Below are 21,284 nucleotides of genomic sequence, written 5' to 3'. Positions count from 1 at the left end.
TCGTTGACATTGTTCTATGGTGTTTTTGTAGAGTGAAGCTGCTGAAATGCATCAATTTATTGAAATGTATAGTTTTATGTTATCTTAATATTCTGTTTTTTATCAATTTTATATTTTAAGATAAATGTATCAATTATGTGTGATACCCAAATGATATTCGAATAAATCATAAAAATGTTTTACCATTCATTTAAATTTTGCAAACAAAAGCTAAACGGGAAAAAGAATGAGTACCACACCACAACGTATGTATTGGGCTTTGAGTCTGCCTATCATTGCCGTACTCATTTGGTCGATCAATATTGTCGTTACGCGTTATGTAGCTGATTTTATTTCGCCAGTCAGTATTAGTTTTTATCGTTGGTTCTTTGCCTTCATTCTGTTAACGCCTTTTGTCGTGCGACCTTTATGTCGGCAGTGGGCATTAATCCGAGCGCATTTGGGTCAGTTGGCAGTGCTAAGTGCATTTGGTCTAGTGTTGTATCAGGGCTTAGCCTATACCGCTGCGCACTATACGACCGCGACCAATATGGGACTGATTAATGCCTTTATTCCGATCTTTACCATTTTTGTTTCACTGCTGATCTTAAAAGATATTCCAAATCGTTTTGCGATGATCGGTAGTATTTTATCTTTTGCAGGTTTGGTTTATATCATTGGGCAGGGCAATCTTGCAGGCTTAGTTCAATCGGGTGGGCATTTGGGTGATGTCCTGATGGTGGTTGCGGTATTCTTTTATGCCTTTTATGGGGTGTTTTTGAAAAAGTGGCAATTGCAAATTCCCTTGATGTTGAGCCTCTATGTGCAGATCTTTTTTGCACTGCTTTACCATTTACCTTTTATTGCCTATTTCGGTCTCGATTCAATCAATAGTCAAAATGCGGCAAGTGTTATGTATGCCAGCATTTTTCCTTCCTTAGTTGCCCCTTTACTGTGGATGTTGGCCATTACCCATTTAGGGCCGAATCGAACCAGTATTTTCATGAACTTGATGCCAGTCTTTACCGCAGTGATTGCCTATGTCTGGTTGAAAGAGGCGTGGACGGTTTATCATACGGTCGGTGGAGTGGTCATTATCTGTGGTATTTTACTGGCACAGCGTAAAACAGCATTAAAAACGCCACCTTTAGCAAACTCGATGGATTGATATTGATTGAAAAATAACCATTTAAATTATTTTTTTAATAGAATAATTCATTAATAAGTTAATTTATTAATGCTATTTTAGATGATGAATGTATTTAATGTATGCAAAAGCTGATTAAAAATAGGTAGATAATTTGAATTATAATTTAATTATCTCCATTAATCAGCGTTTTAACGCTGTTTTTAATATAAAAAATCTATTTGTTTAGAAAAGCAATTTGCTACATAATACGCGCACTGCAAACTTAGGCCAATGTCAAAACGGGCATTAAGTGTTTGCTCATCAGTTTTCAGACCCTCTGGATGTGATTACACATCCTTTTTTATGCTCAGCCATCCCTATATGGCTGAGCTTTTTTTTGTCTATTTTTCAGTAAAAATCCTGAGAAAGAGCATGCTTTTAGGCACGAACCACTGCTCCAGTTTCGGCATCGAGTATGCGACTCGGTTCTTGGCTCAAGCCTAGATCGCCATTCAGATAATTGACCTGTTGCGCAAAGTATTGGTTAGCATCTTGTAGTGAACGGGCAGGTGATAATCCAGCGGGGTTGGCACTGGTGGAGACAATAAAGCCTTGAAAGGCATTGCAAAGTGCCACACAAATCGGATGCGTGGTTACCCGTACAGCAACTTTAGGGTGATTGCCTTTAATCCATGTTGGAATATGTTCATTTGCAGGTAACAACCACGTGGTTGCGCGTTCTGATGGACTACGATCACTCCAGCTGTCGATCACTTGTTGACGGATGTGGGGATCTAAATGTTCTAAAAGCGGTTCAACTTGAGCAATTTGCCCAGCCAGTAAAATTACCCCTTTTTCAATCGGGCGTTGCTTAATCTGCAAAATATCTAGAAAGGCCTGTTCGTTATACGGATCACAGCCTAAACCCCATACTGCTTCTGTTGGATATGCTAAAACTTGACCTTGTTTTAAACATTGCGCCGCTTCAGTCACAGAGGTGGTAATCATTACACTTTGTACCTTTTATTGATTCATAAAGGGTTATTGTGAACCTTATTGGCTGGAACGGCAACGCAGATAATTACCAGCCTGTTGTTGTGCGAGCCCCAAAATCTCCAGTTCCATTAACTGGCTAGTGAGTGTGGCAATATCGGTGTTAAGTTTGAAATTAAGTTGATCCATATTTTGTCCCACCCAATCCAGTTGATTATAAAGTTCGAGTAAATCAGATGGGATCTCAATACTAGCGCTTGGGATGGTTTCTTGCGACTGGGATTGGCTATGCCATTGAGTGGGGAGTGCCAAATCTTCAATGATTTGCTCAGGATGATCGACCAAAATCGCCCCTTCTCGGATCAGTTGATGGCAGCCTTGATGGTGTTCACTGTAAATATGACCGGGGATCGCAAAAATCGTCTTGCCTTGTTCAGCAGCAGACTTGGCTGTGCCAAGAGAGCCACTTTCGAGTGCTGCTTCTGCAACCACAACTCCTAAACTCAGCGCACTGACGATGCGGTTTCGCCGTGGGAAATTACGTTTTAAAGGCGGGGTTTGAGGTAAAAACTCAGTAATAATACAGCCATTATTTTCTAATATTTGCGTACGCAGTGTTTGATGTTGGGAAGGGTAGGTGAGATCTAAGCCCGTGCCCATCACTGCAATGGTACGTTGATGTTTTAAGCCGCCCTGATGCGCCGCTGCATCAATGCCTTCAGCCAAACCACTGCAAATATAAAAGCCTTTTTCGGCGAGGTAATAAGCAAAGTCATAAGCCACTTGTTTGCCGTGCGGACTGGGTTTTCGACTACCGACGATAGCAACTTGAGGTTGTAATAGGCTTTGTGGATTACCCTGACCAAATAAAATCGGTGGCCGGTCAGCATAGGGCAGCAGCTGCGAGGGATAATGACTTTCACTATCAAGCAAAATAAAATCACAGCTGGCTTGGACGTCCTGCAGTAAAGTTTGTAATTTGATTTGGCCAGCAGGTGTTTGGATTTCTGCGACACGTTGTAGATGGCTTTTGTGTAAGCCAAGATTTGGCCAGATCTGAAGATTGGAGGCAGCAACAGCTTTTGTGCTTGTGCCAAAATGCTGCTGTAGTTTTTGAAAGCTCGATAAAGAATGCTGAACTAAATACCACAGGGTGATTGTTGCAATCTGTTCATGTGATAAAGAGTTCAGCATATATACACCTTAAGGCAACGGATTATTCATCCACTACAGAGGGAGAAAGTTTCGCACCCAAGTTCATTGGTAGTTCGCTGTCGAGCACATAAGCATAGCTGACACGGTCAAAGGTTTTAAATACCATGATGTTGCCGATACGTTCCGTTGGAAGGGTAAGTTTTTCATTGGTTTTCGGATCACGAATTTCTTGACCCTTTTGACTAACCGAGAACACATAACCCGATTGAACGCCATCCACTGTGCCACGGTCAATGGTTACAACTGAATGCTTCGCAGCTAGCCCAATCGAACCTTGAACGCGAATCACTTGTCCACCACCAGTCACATCTTGTGCATGCGTTGGGTAGAACAAGGTTGGAAGCATGGCATCGTATTCAGGCAGTACGCGATAACCACGACGTACTTCAGAATTATACGAGTCTGTAATTTCTAAAGTGGACATGTCATTTTCACCACGAATGGCAATGGCTGAACCAACCTGAGTCAATTCTAGACCTAGATTTTGTTTTTTGCCCTCTGTATCCGTCACAATGTATGGTTCGCCTTCACGGTAAATCGCGTAGCGTTGACCGACTTCAATGCCTTGGCCACGTGCATAAACGGTTTGACCTTTACCTGCAATCACACGCTGATCGGCAGCACCCACAATATACGGTGTACCTTCCAAAGATTCCTCGGAAAGAATGGTACTGTGTTCAAGCCAGTTTTTAATGTATTCCAGTGGAATGACAGGAATGGCATTGTTTAAAGATTCAACACGTGCTTGAGGTTGAAGTTTAGTGCCGCCTGTATAACGACGAATGATCCCTTCACAGCCATCACCTTCATCTTTACCAATAATTGGACGGCCTTCATGAGTACACATCAGTAAGCGGTCACCCGGGAAAATCCAATGCGGATTTTTGACGTGTCTATTGCTGGCCCAAATTTCAGGCCAACGCACAGGATTATTTAGAAAACGTTTAGAAATATCCCACAGGGTATCGCCTTTTTTCACCACATAAACATTTGGTGCATTGGCTTTTAAAGCAGGCGGATTGTAATTTCGTGTAGGCGCAGCTTGAGCTGTTGAAATGATGCCTGCGCCAACACTTACGCAAACTGCAAGTGCTAACATGTGTTGTTTAAACCCCAAGGCACTAAAAGATGGCATGCCCATAAAAACCTTTTTCATTATCATAATTCCTAAAATTATGTATGTAGTTGCGTTATAATAACGATATTACACACATTTTTTTGATCAAGCATTCCCTTCATTTGGTTTTTTGATCAATGGCATAATTGAGGACGCAGTATGGCCTTATTACCTATTTTAAGTTTTCCTGATCCCCGTCTTCGTACCATTGCAGAACCCGTCGAAGAAGTTACTGATGAAATTCGTCAGCTGGCTGCAGATATGTTTGAAACCATGTATGAAGCGCCAGGCATTGGACTTGCCGCGACACAAGTTGATCGTCATATTCAGTTGATTGTCATGGACTTATCTGAACATAAAGATCAACCTTTGGTATTCATTAACCCCAAAGTCACCCCATTGACTGAAGAAACGCAGCCCTATGAAGAAGGCTGCCTATCAGTTCCCCAAATATACGACAAAGTTGAGCGCCCGTCACGCGTAAAGATCGAAGCAATTAACCTTGAAGGTCAAGCATTTGAGATCGAAGCTGACGAACTTCTCGCTGTTTGCATTCAACATGAAATGGATCACTTAAATGGCAAATTGTTCGTCGACTATTTGTCACCACTGAAGCGTCAACGTGCACGTGAAAAAGTAGAAAAAATCACGCGTCAACGCCAAAAAGACAAAGTAGCTGTAAAACGTTAATTTTTCCTAAATTTCATAAACAAAGCCCAATTTCGATTGGGCTTTGTTATACTGGCCGCGTTCTCAATTCGGGTGGAATGGATTGTTTTTTAGAGCTGCATTGCTACTGTCTTGTGTAGCCGTGTTTTTACAGATTGCTGTTTTTTTACAGCCTTTGCTACCGACGCAATATCAAATTGCGCCGGTTTGTGAAACCATTTCGCGTGCGCTTTTACTCAAACCAGTTGAACATCTCAGTTCTCATGCTGAAAAGCATTCCACACATCATCATGAAATGCAGGCTCAGCATGAACTCAGTTCACAACCTGCCGAACACAATCATCATGATGCAAGTCATCAATGCCAATACTGTACGGTATATGGCAATCTCGTGTTGCCGCCTGATTTAGAGTTAAAAGCGGTACTTGACCGTATTCAAGTCCGTTTAATTGCATTCCAAAAAGCCTTTGCGCATGTTTGGTTTGCACTGCAACAACTCTTTTTACTGCCTCAAGGGCGAGCACCGCCACTGTTTGTATAAACCTAGACATATATTTTTCGGGTCTTAACGGACTCTAGCCTAGTTATATTTATAGATTCAGTGAGAATAAAAATGGCTCAGCCTACATTCTTTTTACAGCCTCTTGCGGCTGCGATTTCTCTTGCTTGTTTTTCAAGCGTAGTATTTGCCGCTGAAGCAGACAGCGCACACATTTTAGCGCCTATCGTGGTGACGGCTCAGCAGGGTAATGATGCCCATGGTCTGATTGTACATGCTGACCCTAAACAACCAACTCAGCCAATTCCTGCGGTTGATGGTGCAGCCTACCTACAAAGTATTGTGGGTTTTAACCAAATCAAAAATGGCGGGGCGAATGGTGACGTCACCTTCCGCGGTATGTTTGGCTCACGTATTAAAATCCTCACAGATGGTACGGAAAATTTAGGTGCATGCCCAAGCCGTATGGATAATCCAGCTTCTTATGTCTCCCCTGAAAGCTACGACAAAATCACAGTCGTAAAAGGGCCACAAACCGTTCAGTATGCGCATACTGGCTCAGCCGCAACCGTTATTTTTGAACGTGATCCGGAGCAGCTCACTTCGGCGAAACCTTATCGCGGGCAAGCCAGTGTCATGCTTGGCTCTTATGGTCGTTTGGATCAGAATGTTGAAGCCGCTGTTGGTGATGAAACGAAATACGCACGTTTAAATGCCAATCGTTCGATTGCAGATAGCTATCAAGATGGCGCTGGCAATACAGTTCCGTCCGATTGGGAAAAGTGGAATACAGATCTCGCGCTGGGCTGGACTCCAAATGAGGACACATGGGTAGAGCTGAAAGGTGGGAAGAGTGATGGTGAGGCAGTCTATGCTGGACGTAGCATGGATGGCTCTAAGTTTGCTCGTGAAAGTCTAGGTTTACATGTTGAAAAGAAAAACATTGGCGAGGTGATCAAGAAAGTCGAAGCGCAAGTTGACTATAGCTATAACGATCATGTCATGGATAATTTTAGTTTGCGAAAATTTAATCCCGCAGATGGTATGTCAATGCCGATGGCTTCAAATGTTGCTCGTAGGACTTTAAATGCACGGGTTGCTATGACGCAGGACTGGGGACAATTGCAACTTATTTCAGGTATTGATAGTCAAAAAAATGAGCACACTAAACGTAGTGGTAGTTTAATGTCTCCTTATCAAAATAAAGCTCGTATCGGAGATATGGATTTTGAGTCTTATGGGGCTTTCGGTGAACTGAGTTATGCATTCAATGATCAGCATAAACTGGTGACAGGTGCACGTGTCGATCAAGCGAAGATCGATAACTTAGCCACTGATACAGAGCGTAAAGAAACCCTGCCAAGTGGTTTTATTCGAATTGAAAGTGAACTTGCGGAACATGTTAAAACTTACGCAGGTTTGGGTTATGTGGAGCGTGTGCCTGATTATTGGGAATTGTTTAGTACCAAATACCATCAAAGTACAGGTACGACCTTTGCCGATTTAGAGAATGAAAAAACCGCGCAGTTTGATGCAGGTTATCAATATGAACAGGGTGCATTTAAATCATGGGCTTCAGTTTATGCAGGCTTAATTCAAGACTATATATTAGTTAAATATGTACCCGTGATTTCTATGGGTAAAACGAAATATGAAGCTCGTAGCCGAAATGTCGATGCAACCATTGCCGGTGCTGAAGTAGGTGTGGCTTACCAGTTGACGGATCAAATTCAAGCGGATATCAGTGCCATGTATGCGTGGGGTGAAAATACAACGGATCACACCGCTTTACCGCAAATTGCACCATTAGAAGGGCGTTTCAATCTACGTTATGTGCAAGAGAAATATAATCTTGGTTTGTTATGGCGTGTGGTGGCAGCACAAGATCGTACCAGTTATCGAGAAGGCAATATCATTGGATACGATTTAGAAGACAGTAAAAGTTTTGGAACTTTGTCTTTAAATGGGACTTATAATATCCAAAAAGATTTAGACCTTTCAGTCGGAATAGATAATGTGCTGAATCAAAACTATGCCGAGCATTTGAATAAACTTGGAAGTTCAGGTTTTGATTATGCTGCAACCGAACAATTCAATAATATTGGACGTAATTATTGGGCGCGTATCAGTATGAAGTTCTAAACATGTTGAGATGATCGGAAACAGCCATTCTAGAAATAGAATGGCTGTTTTGGTTTTAAGGTAGAAATTGAGTGAGAAAACAGCATTGTGAGCGGATATTCACCATAAAAAGTAGAAAGAAAAAGCGATTTAAATAAAATATTTAAATATTACTTTGATATATTTCTATTTAAATTAATTAAAACAATATATTAAGTTTAATTTGTGCGAATGTGATGGGCGGTTTAAGGCGCTAGCTAGGAAGTAGATAAATTTATTAAAAAATATTTTGCATAAATAACAGTAACTTATATTTTTATGAGTTTGAAAAATAAACATGCAGAAATATTTATTGAGAAAAGGTGTTGCAAGGGGTTAGAAATGCTGTAGAATGCACATCCATCGGCGGTGATGTTGATTAAAACTTGTTGAGAAACAAGGATTTAGCCCAAGCGGTAGAATCTGGAAGTCTTGAATAGGTTTAAAAATAATTAACAAAACCAGTTGACTTCTTCTTGAAAGAGAGTAGTATAGCCGACCTAGCTTGCTGATGACGAATCAGCAAGAAGATCATTAAGAGATTATGAAGAACAACTTGTGTGGATTTTTACTGATTGATCGATCGAAAATATTTCATTGATTGAATGGTAAAAATTACTCGAAGTTTATTTGAGAAATATTTGTCAGAAAATTGATGAGCCAAGATTTGTAGCCATAAGCTACTAATGATTTTAACTGAAGAGTTTGATCATGGCTCAGATTGAACGCTGGCGGCAGGCTTAACACATGCAAGTCGAGCGGGGAAGGGTAGCTTGCTACCTGACCTAGCGGCGGACGGGTGAGTAATGCTTAGGAATCTGCCTATTAGTGGGGGACAACATTCCGAAAGGAATGCTAATACCGCATACGCCCTACGGGGGAAAGCAGGGGATCTTCGGACCTTGCGCTAATAGATGAGCCTAAGTCAGATTAGCTAGTTGGTGGGGTAAAGGCCTACCAAGGCGACGATCTGTAGCGGGTCTGAGAGGATGATCCGCCACACTGGGACTGAGACACGGCCCAGACTCCTACGGGAGGCAGCAGTGGGGAATATTGGACAATGGGCGCAAGCCTGATCCAGCCATGCCGCGTGTGTGAAGAAGGCCTTTTGGTTGTAAAGCACTTTAAGCGAGGAGGAGGCTACTGAGATTAATACTCTTGGATAGTGGACGTTACTCGCAGAATAAGCACCGGCTAACTCTGTGCCAGCAGCCGCGGTAATACAGAGGGTGCGAGCGTTAATCGGATTTACTGGGCGTAAAGCGTGCGTAGGCGGCTTTTTAAGTCGGATGTGAAATCCCTGAGCTTAACTTAGGAATTGCATTCGATACTGGGAAGCTAGAGTATGGGAGAGGATGGTAGAATTCCAGGTGTAGCGGTGAAATGCGTAGAGATCTGGAGGAATACCGATGGCGAAGGCAGCCATCTGGCCTAATACTGACGCTGAGGTACGAAAGCATGGGGAGCAAACAGGATTAGATACCCTGGTAGTCCATGCCGTAAACGATGTCTACTAGCCGTTGGGGCCTTTGAGGCTTTAGTGGCGCAGCTAACGCGATAAGTAGACCGCCTGGGGAGTACGGTCGCAAGACTAAAACTCAAATGAATTGACGGGGGCCCGCACAAGCGGTGGAGCATGTGGTTTAATTCGATGCAACGCGAAGAACCTTACCTGGTCTTGACATAGTAAGAACTTTCCAGAGATGGATTGGTGCCTTCGGGAACTTACATACAGGTGCTGCATGGCTGTCGTCAGCTCGTGTCGTGAGATGTTGGGTTAAGTCCCGCAACGAGCGCAACCCTTTTCCTTATTTGCCAGCGGGTTAAGCCGGGAACTTTAAGGATACTGCCAGTGACAAACTGGAGGAAGGCGGGGACGACGTCAAGTCATCATGGCCCTTACGACCAGGGCTACACACGTGCTACAATGGTCGGTACAAAGGGTTGCTACCTAGCGATAGGATGCTAATCTCAAAAAGCCGATCGTAGTCCGGATTGGAGTCTGCAACTCGACTCCATGAAGTCGGAATCGCTAGTAATCGCGGATCAGAATGCCGCGGTGAATACGTTCCCGGGCCTTGTACACACCGCCCGTCACACCATGGGAATTTGTTGCACCAGAAGTAGGTAGTCTAACCGCAAGGAGGACGCTTACCACGGTGTGGCCGATGACTGGGGTGAAGTCGTAACAAGGTAGCCGTAGGGGAACCTGCGGCTGGATCACCTCCTTAACGAAAGATTGACGATTGGTAAGAATCCACAACAAGTTGTTCTTCATGACGATGTATCTGAGGGTCTGTAGCTCAGTTGGTTAGAGCACACGCTTGATAAGCGTGGGGTCACAAGTTCAAGTCTTGTCAGACCCACCAAATCTGACTAACAAGCATTGTTCAATGCTGAATACAGAAAAACAGAGACATTGACTTATTGATAAGCTGGGGACTTAGCTTAGTTGGTAGAGCGCCTGCTTTGCACGCAGGAGGTCAGGAGTTCGACTCTCCTAGTCTCCACCAAATTCGAGGAAAAACAAAGCAGCGCTTTGTCCGAGAATTTAAGCAAACAGCTATGCTGTGCGCAGGCACACATGGAACGAAGCTTAATCTAAGAAGTTGGATTACAGAACTTAGTAAGTTAAAGCTTATTAACTTCTGTGATTTATCACAGTTTCCTGACCTGACGAAGGCTGGAAAAATCATTAACAGAATATATTTGAGTTGAAATAATTTGTTCATACTCGTTTTTAAGATCGACATTAACAGTGATTTATTACTGATTGATGAAGGTTGAAGAAATGAGTTACTAGCGAAATTAACTGAATCAAGCGTTTTGGTATGTGAATTGAATTGAAGCTGTACAGTGTTTAAGTACACAGAACAACAAACTGTATGATCGAGCAATCGATCTGTCCTAGTACTACTTGTAGGTGCTACGACTGTTTGGGGTTGTATAGTCAAGTAATTAAGTGCATGTGGTGGATGCCTTGGCAGTCAGAGGCGATGAAAGACGTAATAGCCTGCGATAAGCTCCGGGGAGGCGGCAAATATCCTGTGATCCGGAGATTTCTGAATGGGGAAACCCACCTGTCATAAGGCAGGTATCGTATGATGAATACATAGTCATACGAGGCGAACGAGGGGAAGTGAAACATCTCAGTACCCTTAGGAAAAGAAATCAATTGAGATTCCCTCAGTAGCGGCGAGCGAACGGGGAAAAGCCCATTAAGTCATATAAGTTCTAGTGGAATGCTCTGGGAAGTGCAACCATAGTGGGTGATAGTCCTGTACACGAAAGGGCTTATATGATGATGTCGAGTAGGGCGGGGCACGTGAAACCTTGTCTGAATATGGGGGGACCATCCTCCAAGGCTAAATACTCCTGACTGACCGATAGTGAACCAGTACCGTGAGGGAAAGGCGAAAAGAACCCCTGTGAGGGGAGTGAAATAGATCCTGAAACCGCATGCATACAAGCAGTGGGAGCCGACTTGTTCGGTGACTGCGTACCTTTTGTATAATGGGTCAGCGACTTACATTCAGTAGCGAGGTTAACCGCATAGGGGAGCCGTAGAGAAATCGAGTCTTAATAGGGCGTTTAGTTGCTGGGTGTAGACCCGAAACCGGGTGATCTATCCATGAGCAGGTTGAAGGTTGGGTAACACTAACTGGAGGACCGAACCCACTGTCGTTGAAAAGCCAGGGGATGACTTGTGGATAGGGGTGAAAGGCTAATCAAACTCGGTGATAGCTGGTTCTCCCCGAAAGCTATTTAGGTAGCGCCTCGGACGAATACCATTGGGGGTAGAGCACTGTTTCGGCTAGGGGGTCATCCCGACTTACCAAACCGATGCAAACTCCGAATACCAATGAGTACTATCCGGGAGACAGACTGCGGGTGCTAACGTCCGTAGTCAAGAGGAAAACAATCCAGACCGCCAGCTAAGGCCCCAAAATTATAGTTAAGTGGGAAACGATGTGGGAAGGCATAGACAGCTAGGAGGTTGGCTTAGAAGCAGCCACCCTTTAAAGAAAGCGTAATAGCTCACTAGTCGAGTCGGCCTGCGCGGAAGATGTAACGGGGCTAAAACTATATGCCGAAGCTGCGGATTTGCAATTTATTGCAAGTGGTAGGGGAGCGTTCTGTAAGCCGATGAAGGTGTATTGAGAAGTATGCTGGAGGTATCAGAAGTGCGAATGCTGACGTGAGTAACGACAATGCGAGTGAAAAACTCGCACGCTGAAAGACCAAGGGTTCCAGTCCAACGTTAATCGGGGCTGGGTGAGTCGACCCCTAAGGCGAGGCCGAGAGGCGTAGTCGATGGGAAATTGGTTAATATTCCAATACTTCTATGTAATGCGATGAGAGGACGGAGAAGGTTAAGTCAGCCTGGCGTTGGTTGTCCAGGTGGAAGGTTGTAGGCATGTATCTTAGGCAAATCCGGGGTACTCTATGCTGAGAACTGATAGCAAGCTGTACTTGTACAGTGAAGTGGCTGATACCATGCTTCCAGGAAAAGTCTCTAAGCTTCAGTTACATAGGAATCGTACCCGAAACCGACACAGGTGGTCAGGTCGAGTAGACCAAAGCGCTTGAGAGAACTCTGCTGAAGGAACTAGGCAAAATGGTACCGTAACTTCGGGAGAAGGTACGCTGCCGACGGTGATAGGATTTACTCCTTGAGCTATTGGCAGCCACAGAAACCAGGCCCCTGCAACTGTTTATTAAAAACATAGCACTCTGCAAACACGAAAGTGGACGTATAGGGTGTGATGCCTGCCCGGTGCTGGAAGGTTAATTGATGGGGTTAGCGTAAGCGAAGCTCTTGATCGAAGCCCCAGTAAACGGCGGCCGTAACTATAACGGTCCTAAGGTAGCGAAATTCCTTGTCGGGTAAGTTCCGACCTGCACGAATGGCATAATGATGGGGGCGCTGTCTCCAGCAGAGACTCAGTGAAATCGAATTCGCCGTGAAGATGCGGTGTACCCGCGGCTAGACGGAAAGACCCCGTGAACCTTTACTGCAGCTTGACATTGAACTTTGATCTTACTTGTGTAGGATAGGTGGGAGGCTTTGAAACCGAGACGCTAGTTTCGGTGGAGCCAATCTTGAAATACCACCCTGGTAATATTGAGGTTCTAACTCTGTCCCGTTATCCGGGACGAGGACCATGTCTGGTGGGTAGTTTGACTGGGGCGGTCTCCTCCTAAAGAGTAACGGAGGAGTACGAAGGTGCGCTCAGCGTGGTCGGAAATCACGCGTAGAGTATAAAGGCAAAAGCGCGCTTAACTGCGAGACCCACAAGTCGAGCAGGTACGAAAGTAGGTCTTAGTGATCCGGTGGTTCTGTATGGAAGGGCCATCGCTCAACGGATAAAAGGTACTCTGGGGATAACAGGCTGATACCGCCCAAGAGTTCATATCGACGGCGGTGTTTGGCACCTCGATGTCGGCTCATCTCATCCTGGGGCTGAAGCAGGTCCCAAGGGTATGGCTGTTCGCCATTTAAAGAGGTACGCGAGCTGGGTTTAGAACGTCGTGAGACAGTTCGGTCCCTATCTACCGTGGGCGTTGGAAATTTGAGAGGATCTGCTCCTAGTACGAGAGGACCAGAGTGGACGAACCTCTGGTGTACCGGTTGTGACGCCAGTCGCATCGCCGGGTAGCTATGTTCGGAAGGGATAACCGCTGAAAGCATCTAAGCGGGAAGCCTACCTCAAGATAAGATTTCCCTAGGACTTTATGTCCTCTAAAGAGCCGTTGAAGACTACGACGTTGATAGGTTGGATGTGGAAGCATAGTGATATGTGAAGCTGACCAATACTAATTGCTCGTGAGGCTTGACTATACAACACCCAAACAGTTGGTGTTGTGGTTCAAATCACTGCAAACAACTTGATTTAGTTATAAAGCTAAGTACAATGTGCAAATTAAATTAACTCAGATATTCTGTTAATAACTCATTTGATGAAAGTTAGGCATACACAATGTGTAAATAAGACCAAACGAATAGTCATAAACAGTTGTGCTGGCGACAATAGCAAGAGTGAACCACCTGATCCCTTCCCGAACTCAGAAGTGAAACCTCTTAGCGCTGATGGTAGTGTGGAGTTATCCATGTGAGAGTAAGTCATCGCCAGCTCATTAATTCAAATCCCCCTCCGCTTAATGCAGAGGGGGATTTTTTTATGCAAGGAAGATTAAAAAATAAACGAATCAATCGTCTAATTGAGGTTTAGGATTGGTTTCTACATACTGATTTACTTATTTATCGATCATGACATTTAATCTATCTAACATTTTTATTTTTAGATTTTTAAAAATATTGGATAGTCGATCAAATGTTCATAGTTTGTTAGCAATATCTTTAAATGGAATAATGAGTATGCCTAATAAAATTCAATATCAACTGAAAAAACTTCCTTTAATTTCATGTGCGTTGTTGAGCTGTTTGGCTTTTGGGCAAGTACATGCTGTATCTAATGATCAGGTCAAACAACTGGTTGAATCAGAAAAAAAGAATTATTTAAATACTCTAGAGGCTTTAGTCAATATTGAGTCGGGGAGTAAAGATTTTGTCGGCGTGAATAAGATCGCTAAATATGTCGCCGAACAATTAAAAATGACAGGTGCTGAGGTCAGTATTGTAGAAGCTAAAGATATATATCGTATGGATGATACGCCCCAACAGACTGGTCCAATGGTAAAAGCTGTTTTGAAGGGGAAAGGCAGCAGTAAAATTATGCTAATTGCTCATATGGATACGGTGTATTTAACAGGAATGTTGAAAGACCAACCTTTTAAAATGGAAGGGGATAAAGTTTTTGGTCTTGGAATTTTAGATGATAAACAGGGGGTTGCTGCGATTATTCATACGCTTGATCTTTTGAAAAAGTTGAATTATCAAGATTATGGCACGATCACAGTCTTACTCAACTCCGATGAGGAAATCAGTTCACCAGGTTCACGCAAACTGATTACTGAAACTGCACAAGACCAAGATGTGATTTTGTCATTTGAGGGTGGTGGTAAAGACGGCAGTTTACGTTTAGCCACCAGTGGGATTGGTGCAGCGTATTTAGAGGTTCAAGGGAAATCTGCACATGCAGGGGTTAAGCCTGAAGCAGGCATAAATGCACTAACAGAATTATCACATCAAATCTTACAGTTACAAGATTTATCGAATCCTAAAACGGGGTTGAAATTAAACTGGACTGTGGCGAGTGCAGGTAAAGTGCGTAACGTGATTCCAGACCTTGCAACTGCACAAGCAGATGTTCGTGCCTTGCAAGTTAAAGATTTTCAGCAAGTGGAACGTGTATTACAGGAAAGGATTAAACGTAAAAAGTTAGCTGACAGTGAAGTTAAGTTAAAGTTTGAAATGCGTCGCCCACCTTTAATGGCAAATCCGCAGGCAAAAAAATTGGCTGAACAAGCGCAGCTTATTTATAAAACTGATTTTAATTTACCAATGAAGGTCTTAGCTGAAGCAACAGGTGGTGGTACGGATGCTGCATTTGCTGGCTTAAATTCGAAAGCAGCGATTTTAGAAGGCATGGGCTTATCTGGTGATGGTGCACATTCGAATAATGCTGAATATATTTTAGTCGAAAGTATTGTGCCGCGTTTATATTTAGCGACAAAGTTGATTATGGATTTATCGACTGCTCAAAAATAATAAAGTTGGTATGAAAGAACTGAACTGATTTGAGTTTTTACATGATGAAAGATGGTGTTTATTTTTAGCAGCATCTTTCATTAATCTAACTATTAGAATCTTATAAGAAAATGGCTAAGATATTAAATAAAAATGCCATAAAGTGAGGGATATTTTGAGAGATCGACATAGCTATAGTTGATGTACTTTTTTCATTCTTTGCTGCATAATTCAGCTAAATCTGTTGAGTTTCAGTCCAGTCTCTAATGTCCTAAGTGACTGGACATTGGTCTTTATTCTTTAAGGAATGAAGGGCCAGCTTTTTGGCTCTTAGCTGTCAAATTGTTTCTTTTTAAATGAAAACTTCGAAATTACGTTTGCACAAAAAAATAAATGATAACGTACTGTATATGATGCTTTTTTAACCAAGCAAGCTGAATGTAATTCATGGTAAAATGATCGGCTTTCATCTTTGATCTTTATTTGAGATCTTTCATCTGCCAGCCGAGAATTGCTAGCCATGTCTACTGCTTATACTATGCAGACCGCGCCTAAAGCGTTGTTTGATTACGACAAATATTGGGCGTCATGTTTTGAACCTGCGCCATTTTTGCCGATGTCGCGCGAGGAAATGGACCAACTCGGTTGGGATAGTTGTGACTTTATTTTGGTCTGTGGTGATGCGTATATCGACCATCCATCATTTTGTTCGGGTATTATTGGCCGTACGTTAGAAGCACAAGGCTTCCGTGTCGGGATCATTGCCCAACCTGATTGGACGAATGTTGAAGCATTCCGCGTTTTGGGTAAGCCAAATATCGCTTGGGGTGTGACTGCTGGGAATATGGATTCGATGATCAACCGTTATACGGCTGATCGTAAAATCCGTTCTGATGATGCCTATTCGCCAGATAATTTACCCAATAAACGTCCAGACCGTGCAGCAACCGTATATTGCCAACGTGTGCGTGAAGCATTTCCAGATGTACCTGTATTGTTAGGTGGAATAGAAGCGTCTTTACGTCGTATTGCACATTATGACTATTGGTCAGACAAAGTCCGTCGTTCAGTGTTGATGGACTCAAAAGCCGATCTTTTGATGTATGGTAATGGTGAGCGTTCAATTACTGAAGTGATGCATCGCTTAGCCAAAGGCGAAAAAATTCACGAAATTACCGATGTTCGTGGCACGGCATTTATCGTGAATAAATTAAACCGTCCATCTAAAGCCAAGTTTGTTGAAATCGCATCGAATGATGTGGATGCCATTGGCCGTGTTGATCCGATCATCAATCCTTATGTGATGACTGAAGATTTAGATGGCTGTGAAATTGAAAAAGATAAGGGTAATTCTTTAACCCAATACCAAAATTTCCAAAAAGAAATTGTGACGAATCAAATTGTTCGTGAAGGGGATAAACTCGATCCTGATACACACATTGTGCAGTTACAGCCATCTTCAAAGGCAATTAAACATAAATTACCGCCACGTGAGCTGGCTGTGATTCGTTTGCCAGCATTTGAAGCAGTGGCAGATGATCCTGTTTTATATGCACATGCCAACCGTATTTTGCACCTTGAAACCAATCCGGGAAATGCGCGTGCTTTGGTACAAAAGCATGGCGAGCGTGATGTTTGGTTAAATGCTCCACCGATTCCGTTAACGACGGAAGAAATGGATTATGTATTTGATTTACCTTATGCACGTCTACCGCATCCTGTCTATGGCGATGCCCGTTTCCCTGCATTTGACATGATTAAGTTCTCTGTGAACATCATGCGTGGTTGTTTTGGTGGTTGTACTTTCTGTTCGATTACAGAACATGAAGGGCGCATCATTCAAAACCGTTCAGAAGAATCAATTTTACGTGAAGTTGAAAAGATTCGTGATACTGCACCGGGTTTTACCGGCATCATTTCTGACTTAGGTGGCCCAACTGCAAACATGTATCGTTTGCACTGTAAAGACCCTGAAATTGAAAAGAACTGTCGTAAACCATCCTGTGTTTATCCGGGTGTGTGTCAAAACCTACATACCGATCATGCACCTTTAACGCAGCTATATCGTAAAGCACGTGCCATTAAAGGCATTAAAAAGATTCTGATTGGTTCAGGCTTGCGCTATGACTTGGCGGTGTTAAACCCTGAATATGTCAAAGAATTGGTACAGCATCATGTTGGTGGTTATTTAAAAATTGCGCCTGAACATACCGAAAAAGGCCCATTGTCTAAGATGATGAAACCGGGCATCGGGACCTATGATCGTTTCAAGCAAATGTTTGATCGTTTCAGTAAGGAAGCAGGTAAAGAGCAATATTTAATTCCGTACTTTATCGCAGCGCATCCAGGTACGACCGAATATGACATGATGAATTTGGCAATTTGGTTGAAAAAGAATGGTTTCCGTGCCGATCAGGTACAGACTTTCTATCCATCGCCAATGGCAACCGCGACCACCATGTATCACACGGGTAAAAACCCATTAGCTAAAGTGGCGCGATATACTGAAGATGTGGATATTGTGAAAGGTGAGAAGCGTCGTCGTTTGCACAAAGCATTCTTGCGTTATCATGATCCAAACAATTGGCCATTATTACGTGAAGCTTTAAAAGAAATGGGCCGCCAAGACTTGATTGGTAACTCGAAACAGCATTTGATTCCAACCTATCAACCGCAAGGGACAGAAGGTCAGTATCAGTCTGCGCGGAAGAAAAACTCAACCGTGGATGGTGATTCGCAAAAACGTAATGGTGATAGCCGTAACCAACAAGCGAAAAATCAATCTCGTCCATCGAATACCAAGAAGCGTCCTGAACGTGGTCAGATTTTAACGCAACATACAGGTTTGCCGCCGCGTGAAACAGGTGATGCCAAGAAGCCATTTGGACATTCAAAATCAAAACCGAAGTCTAAGTCACGTGCTTAATCGCAATTGAATATAAAAAGGATGCTACGGCATCCTTTTTTTTGTGATCAATCTTTCTTTATTGCGTCAGAAAATTAGCTCAGAGGTTGGCTTTTCTGCCATCCGTCGGGAAAATTGGGTCAATCCGAAGAATCATATTGCACGTGAATGAATCACTCTATTACAGTGTAGATAGGCTAAAGAGCCAAAATTTCATTCGGATTAAAACAAAACGTGTTACAACGGATGACATTGCAAAAAATTGTTTAGTTTTATCAGCGTTTGTTTGATTTTAGCTTGAGTTTTTTTATTGCGTGGTTTGGGGAAATGGTCAGCAGGTTATACTGACCGGATAAAAATCGGTGTGATACCGAAAATTATAATAAAGATGAAAAGGATGCAAATATGACAACTTATATGGTAATTGCTAGTGTGTTGTTGATACTGGTCATGGTTTTAGCGAGTAAAGCGTTGATTCCTAAGACCAAGCAGCAAGATAGTGCATTAAGACAACGTGCTATTTTTAGTATGCATGAGCAACTGACTTATACTCGTTTGAAAGAAATTTTACCGCATCATACTGTGCTGGCACATGTATCTTATGATGCCTTACTCACGACAAAGTTTTCGCGTACACGAAACAAATACCGCAATTTGGTGGCCGATTTTGTCATTGTGGATAGTGCACAACAAGTTTTGGCAGTGGTTGCTTTAGAAGATCCGCTTTCACTGAAACGTCCACAAAAGGCACAGTTTCAGGATGCGATCCTCGATATGGCTGGCTATAAAGTGATTCGTTATGAAGAAGTGCCTGACTATCATCAGTTACGTGAAGATTTTTATGGCGATCTCTATGCCTCATCGCGTTTGACTAAAGATACGCGTGTGGCCAAAAAATATGATTACTATAATGCTGCACAAACTCGAAAATTACGTCTGATTGGCTAATTGAATCTCAGCACGCATCATAAAAACATGAAAACTCATGTTTTTATGATGCGTGTATTTTTATGCAGGTTTCACTGCAACAACGGTTAACTCTACCAATACTCGTGGATCATAAAGTTTAGCTTCAACACAGGTACGGGGTAAGGCATCAATGTCTGCAACCCAAGCATCCCAAACTTCATTGAACGCTGCATAGTCATTTTCAATGTCTTTTAAATAAATCGTCACCGATAAAATATGACTTTTATCTGTGCCTGCATCAGCTAAAAATTGGTCAATCATGTCGAATGTTTGTTGGGTTTGACCTTTAATATCGAGATCAAAGTCAGACGCCAGTTGACCTGCCAAATGAACGAGGTTGCCAGCAATCGCAACTTCAGAAAAACGATTTGAGACATGCAAACGTTGAACCGTCATAATGTATGCATCCTGTGTGATGAGTATAAAAATAGAACATAAAAAGTAGTTCAATAGCCTACCACAAACTCATGTATGACAGATGGCTACGATGTTGGCTTTCAATCAGATGCAGAATTTTACAGCGTGAAGGATCAAATCTATTTCTGTAGGTAAAGTGAACAGAGGGAGATAAATGGATAGTTGATATCAATATATCGACGTGGGAATTACAAAAGATGAAGGAACAGGATCAATAGGGAAATCTTTTACAGGCTTTATAAAAGTATTTTTTGGAGGAGTAAATTGTTTTGATGGTAGAGCACTGTTCTGCAATATAGGGAGGAATACCATATAAATATCAGAGATGTCCTGTAATCTTCGGATTTGATCGTCACGCCAATCACAGGACGTATGCTAAAAGTAAAGGTAAGTTTTAGCATCTCAGCGGTTACATGGATAAATGCAGCGCGTCATTAGAGTACTCTAAAAACACAGTTTGTGAATGCTAAATTGCATTATTTTTGTTCTTTTGGTTAAAAAATGACTGATTGAGCAATCAGTCCGACCACAAAGAGAGCTGGGGTAAAGGCTCTTGAGTCGAAAGTGCATAGACCCCAACACCGATAAGACGAAATTGTTGATCCTGTGTGATTTGCATTTCTTTGAGTAAGATATCTAAGGTCATTTGCAGTTCAGTTTGATGCTTTAATGGCGTTTTGAAGCTTTTACTGTGCTGTAGGGTTTGAAAGTTTTTCAGTTTCAGTTTGACGGTGACACCGCGGGCATACAGTTGCTTTTTCTCTAAGCTTTGCCAGACTTGTGCAATCAACTTGGGCCAAAATGGGAGACACTGTTCAATAGTTAAATCATCATCAAAAGTGGTTTCTTTTGAAATTTGCTGACGTTCTCGTTCCGCTTGTACAGGACGCTCATCAATCCCTTGTGCATATAGATAGAGCTGTTTTCCATACTTGCCAAAATGATGAATCAGGATATTTTCATCCACATGCTGTAAATCACCTAAAGTTTCAAGTTTGAGCGCATGTAATTTTTCTTGCATGACTTTACCCACTCCGGGGATTTTTTTAAGCGGCAAGTGCTGAATAAACTGCTGAACTTGTGAGGGTTTAATCACGCAGATACCATTGGGTTTATTCCAGTCCGAAGCAACTTTGGCTAGAAACTTATTCGGTGCAACACCCGCAGAGGCGGTCAGTCCTGTGCTCTGAAAAATATCAGCGCGGATGCGTTCAGCAACTTCTGTGGCGCTGGCCAGTTGTTGTAAATTTCCCGTCACATCTAAATAAGCTTCATCTAAGGAAAGCGGTTCAATGAGTGTGGTATAACGCTGAAAAATTGTATGAATTTGCGCTGAGACCGCACGATATTTAGAGAAATTAGGTTCAATCACCACCACTTGAGGACAGCGTTTTTTGGCTTGAGTCATCGACATTGCAGAGCGGAGTCCATAGCGACGTGCAGGGTAGGATGCAGCTGCAATGACGGCACGAGGGTGGTGTGAAGAAATCACCACAGGTAAATGCTTTAAGTCGGGACGATCAAGTAACTCCACCGAGGCATAGAAGGCATCCATGTCGATGTGAATGATTTTTCGCATGC

At 42.8% G+C, this 21,284-nt stretch carries 12 protein-coding genes, 2 tRNA genes and 3 rRNA genes; 12 read left to right on the top strand and 5 right to left on the bottom strand.

Going from position 1 to position 21,284, the window contains the following annotated elements; all coding sequences use genetic code 11:
* Nucleotides 1-226: 226 nt before the first annotated feature.
* Nucleotides 227-1,147, top strand: coding sequence for a DMT family transporter (locus AC0KVP_RS15845; RefSeq protein WP_087013942.1), 921 nt, complete (start codon nt 227-229; stop codon nt 1,145-1,147).
* Between the two features lie 399 nt (nt 1,148-1,546).
* On the opposite strand, the gene tsaC is transcribed toward AC0KVP_RS15845, so the two are convergent.
* From tsaC to AC0KVP_RS15830, 3 genes are read right to left on the bottom strand one after another with little or no spacing between them, the layout of a single operon-like run.
* Nucleotides 1,547-2,116: an L-threonylcarbamoyladenylate synthase type 1 TsaC gene (gene tsaC / locus AC0KVP_RS15840; protein ID WP_004684448.1), complete on the bottom strand. Its 570-nt coding sequence runs from the start codon at nt 2,114-2,116 to the stop codon at nt 1,547-1,549.
* 45 nt (nt 2,117-2,161) lie between these two features.
* Nucleotides 2,162-3,295 carry a DNA-processing protein DprA gene (gene dprA, locus AC0KVP_RS15835; protein ID WP_473337819.1) on the bottom strand — a complete coding sequence of 378 codons (1,134 nt, stop codon included), beginning with the start codon at nt 3,293-3,295 and terminating at the stop codon, nt 2,162-2,164.
* Nucleotides 3,296-3,317: 22 nt separating this feature from the next.
* Nucleotides 3,318-4,472, bottom strand: coding sequence for a LysM peptidoglycan-binding domain-containing protein (locus tag AC0KVP_RS15830; RefSeq protein ID WP_473337817.1), 1,155 nt, complete (start codon nt 4,470-4,472; stop codon nt 3,318-3,320).
* A gap of 120 nt (nt 4,473-4,592) precedes the next feature.
* On the opposite strand from AC0KVP_RS15830, the gene def reads away from it, so the two are divergent.
* From def to AC0KVP_RS15775, 11 genes are all read left to right on the top strand, one after another.
* The gene (gene def, locus AC0KVP_RS15825; protein ID WP_473337815.1) at nt 4,593-5,123 is read left to right on the top strand and encodes a peptide deformylase; all 531 of its coding nucleotides are present in this window, start codon (nt 4,593-4,595) and stop codon (nt 5,121-5,123) included.
* Nucleotides 5,124-5,205: 82 nt separating this feature from the next.
* Entirely contained in the window at nt 5,206-5,643 is a 438-nt protein-coding gene (locus tag AC0KVP_RS15820; protein WP_078389804.1) for a DUF2946 family protein, read from the top strand.
* A 72-nt stretch (nt 5,644-5,715) separates the two neighbouring features.
* Nucleotides 5,716-7,743, top strand: a complete 2,028-nt coding sequence (locus AC0KVP_RS15815; RefSeq protein ID WP_473337812.1) for a TonB-dependent copper receptor — start codon at nt 5,716-5,718, stop codon at nt 7,741-7,743.
* A gap of 711 nt (nt 7,744-8,454) precedes the next feature.
* Nucleotides 8,455-9,992, top strand: a 16S ribosomal RNA gene (locus AC0KVP_RS15810).
* A 61-nt stretch (nt 9,993-10,053) separates the two neighbouring features.
* Nucleotides 10,054-10,130, top strand: a tRNA-Ile gene (locus AC0KVP_RS15805).
* A gap of 68 nt (nt 10,131-10,198) precedes the next feature.
* Nucleotides 10,199-10,274: transfer RNA gene (locus tag AC0KVP_RS15800), tRNA-Ala, on the top strand.
* A gap of 435 nt (nt 10,275-10,709) precedes the next feature.
* Nucleotides 10,710-13,603, top strand: a 23S ribosomal RNA gene (locus AC0KVP_RS15795).
* Nucleotides 13,604-13,782: 179 nt separating this feature from the next.
* Nucleotides 13,783-13,897: ribosomal RNA gene (gene rrf, locus AC0KVP_RS15790) — 5S ribosomal RNA — on the top strand.
* Together the 16S, 23S and 5S rRNA genes with 2 tRNA genes alongside form the textbook arrangement of a ribosomal RNA operon.
* Before the next feature lie 243 nt (nt 13,898-14,140).
* Complete coding sequence (locus AC0KVP_RS15785; protein ID WP_473337810.1) at nt 14,141-15,433, top strand: M20/M25/M40 family metallo-hydrolase; 1,293 nt, start codon at nt 14,141-14,143, stop codon at nt 15,431-15,433.
* A 499-nt stretch (nt 15,434-15,932) separates the two neighbouring features.
* Complete coding sequence (locus AC0KVP_RS15780; protein ID WP_183174247.1) at nt 15,933-18,338, top strand: YgiQ family radical SAM protein; 2,406 nt, start codon at nt 15,933-15,935, stop codon at nt 18,336-18,338.
* A gap of 384 nt (nt 18,339-18,722) precedes the next feature.
* On the top strand, nt 18,723-19,265 hold the full coding sequence (locus tag AC0KVP_RS15775) for a DUF2726 domain-containing protein (RefSeq protein WP_473337807.1): 543 nt from the start codon (nt 18,723-18,725) through the stop codon (nt 19,263-19,265).
* Between the two features lie 60 nt (nt 19,266-19,325).
* Here the strand turns inward: AC0KVP_RS15775 and AC0KVP_RS15770 are convergent, their stop codons facing one another.
* Complete coding sequence (locus AC0KVP_RS15770) at nt 19,326-19,682, bottom strand: RidA family protein (RefSeq protein WP_004692897.1); 357 nt, start codon at nt 19,680-19,682, stop codon at nt 19,326-19,328.
* A gap of 538 nt (nt 19,683-20,220) precedes the next feature.
* A complete protein-coding gene (dinB, locus tag AC0KVP_RS15765; protein WP_473337802.1) occupies nt 20,221-21,282 on the bottom strand; it encodes a DNA polymerase IV in 1,062 nt (353 codons plus the stop codon).
* Between the last annotated feature and the right edge of the window lie 2 nt (nt 21,283-21,284).

The organism is Acinetobacter sp. DL27, assembly GCF_055810995.1.
Note: the sequence above shows the minus strand (reverse complement) of the source record. Positions and strands in the feature narration are given on the sequence as shown.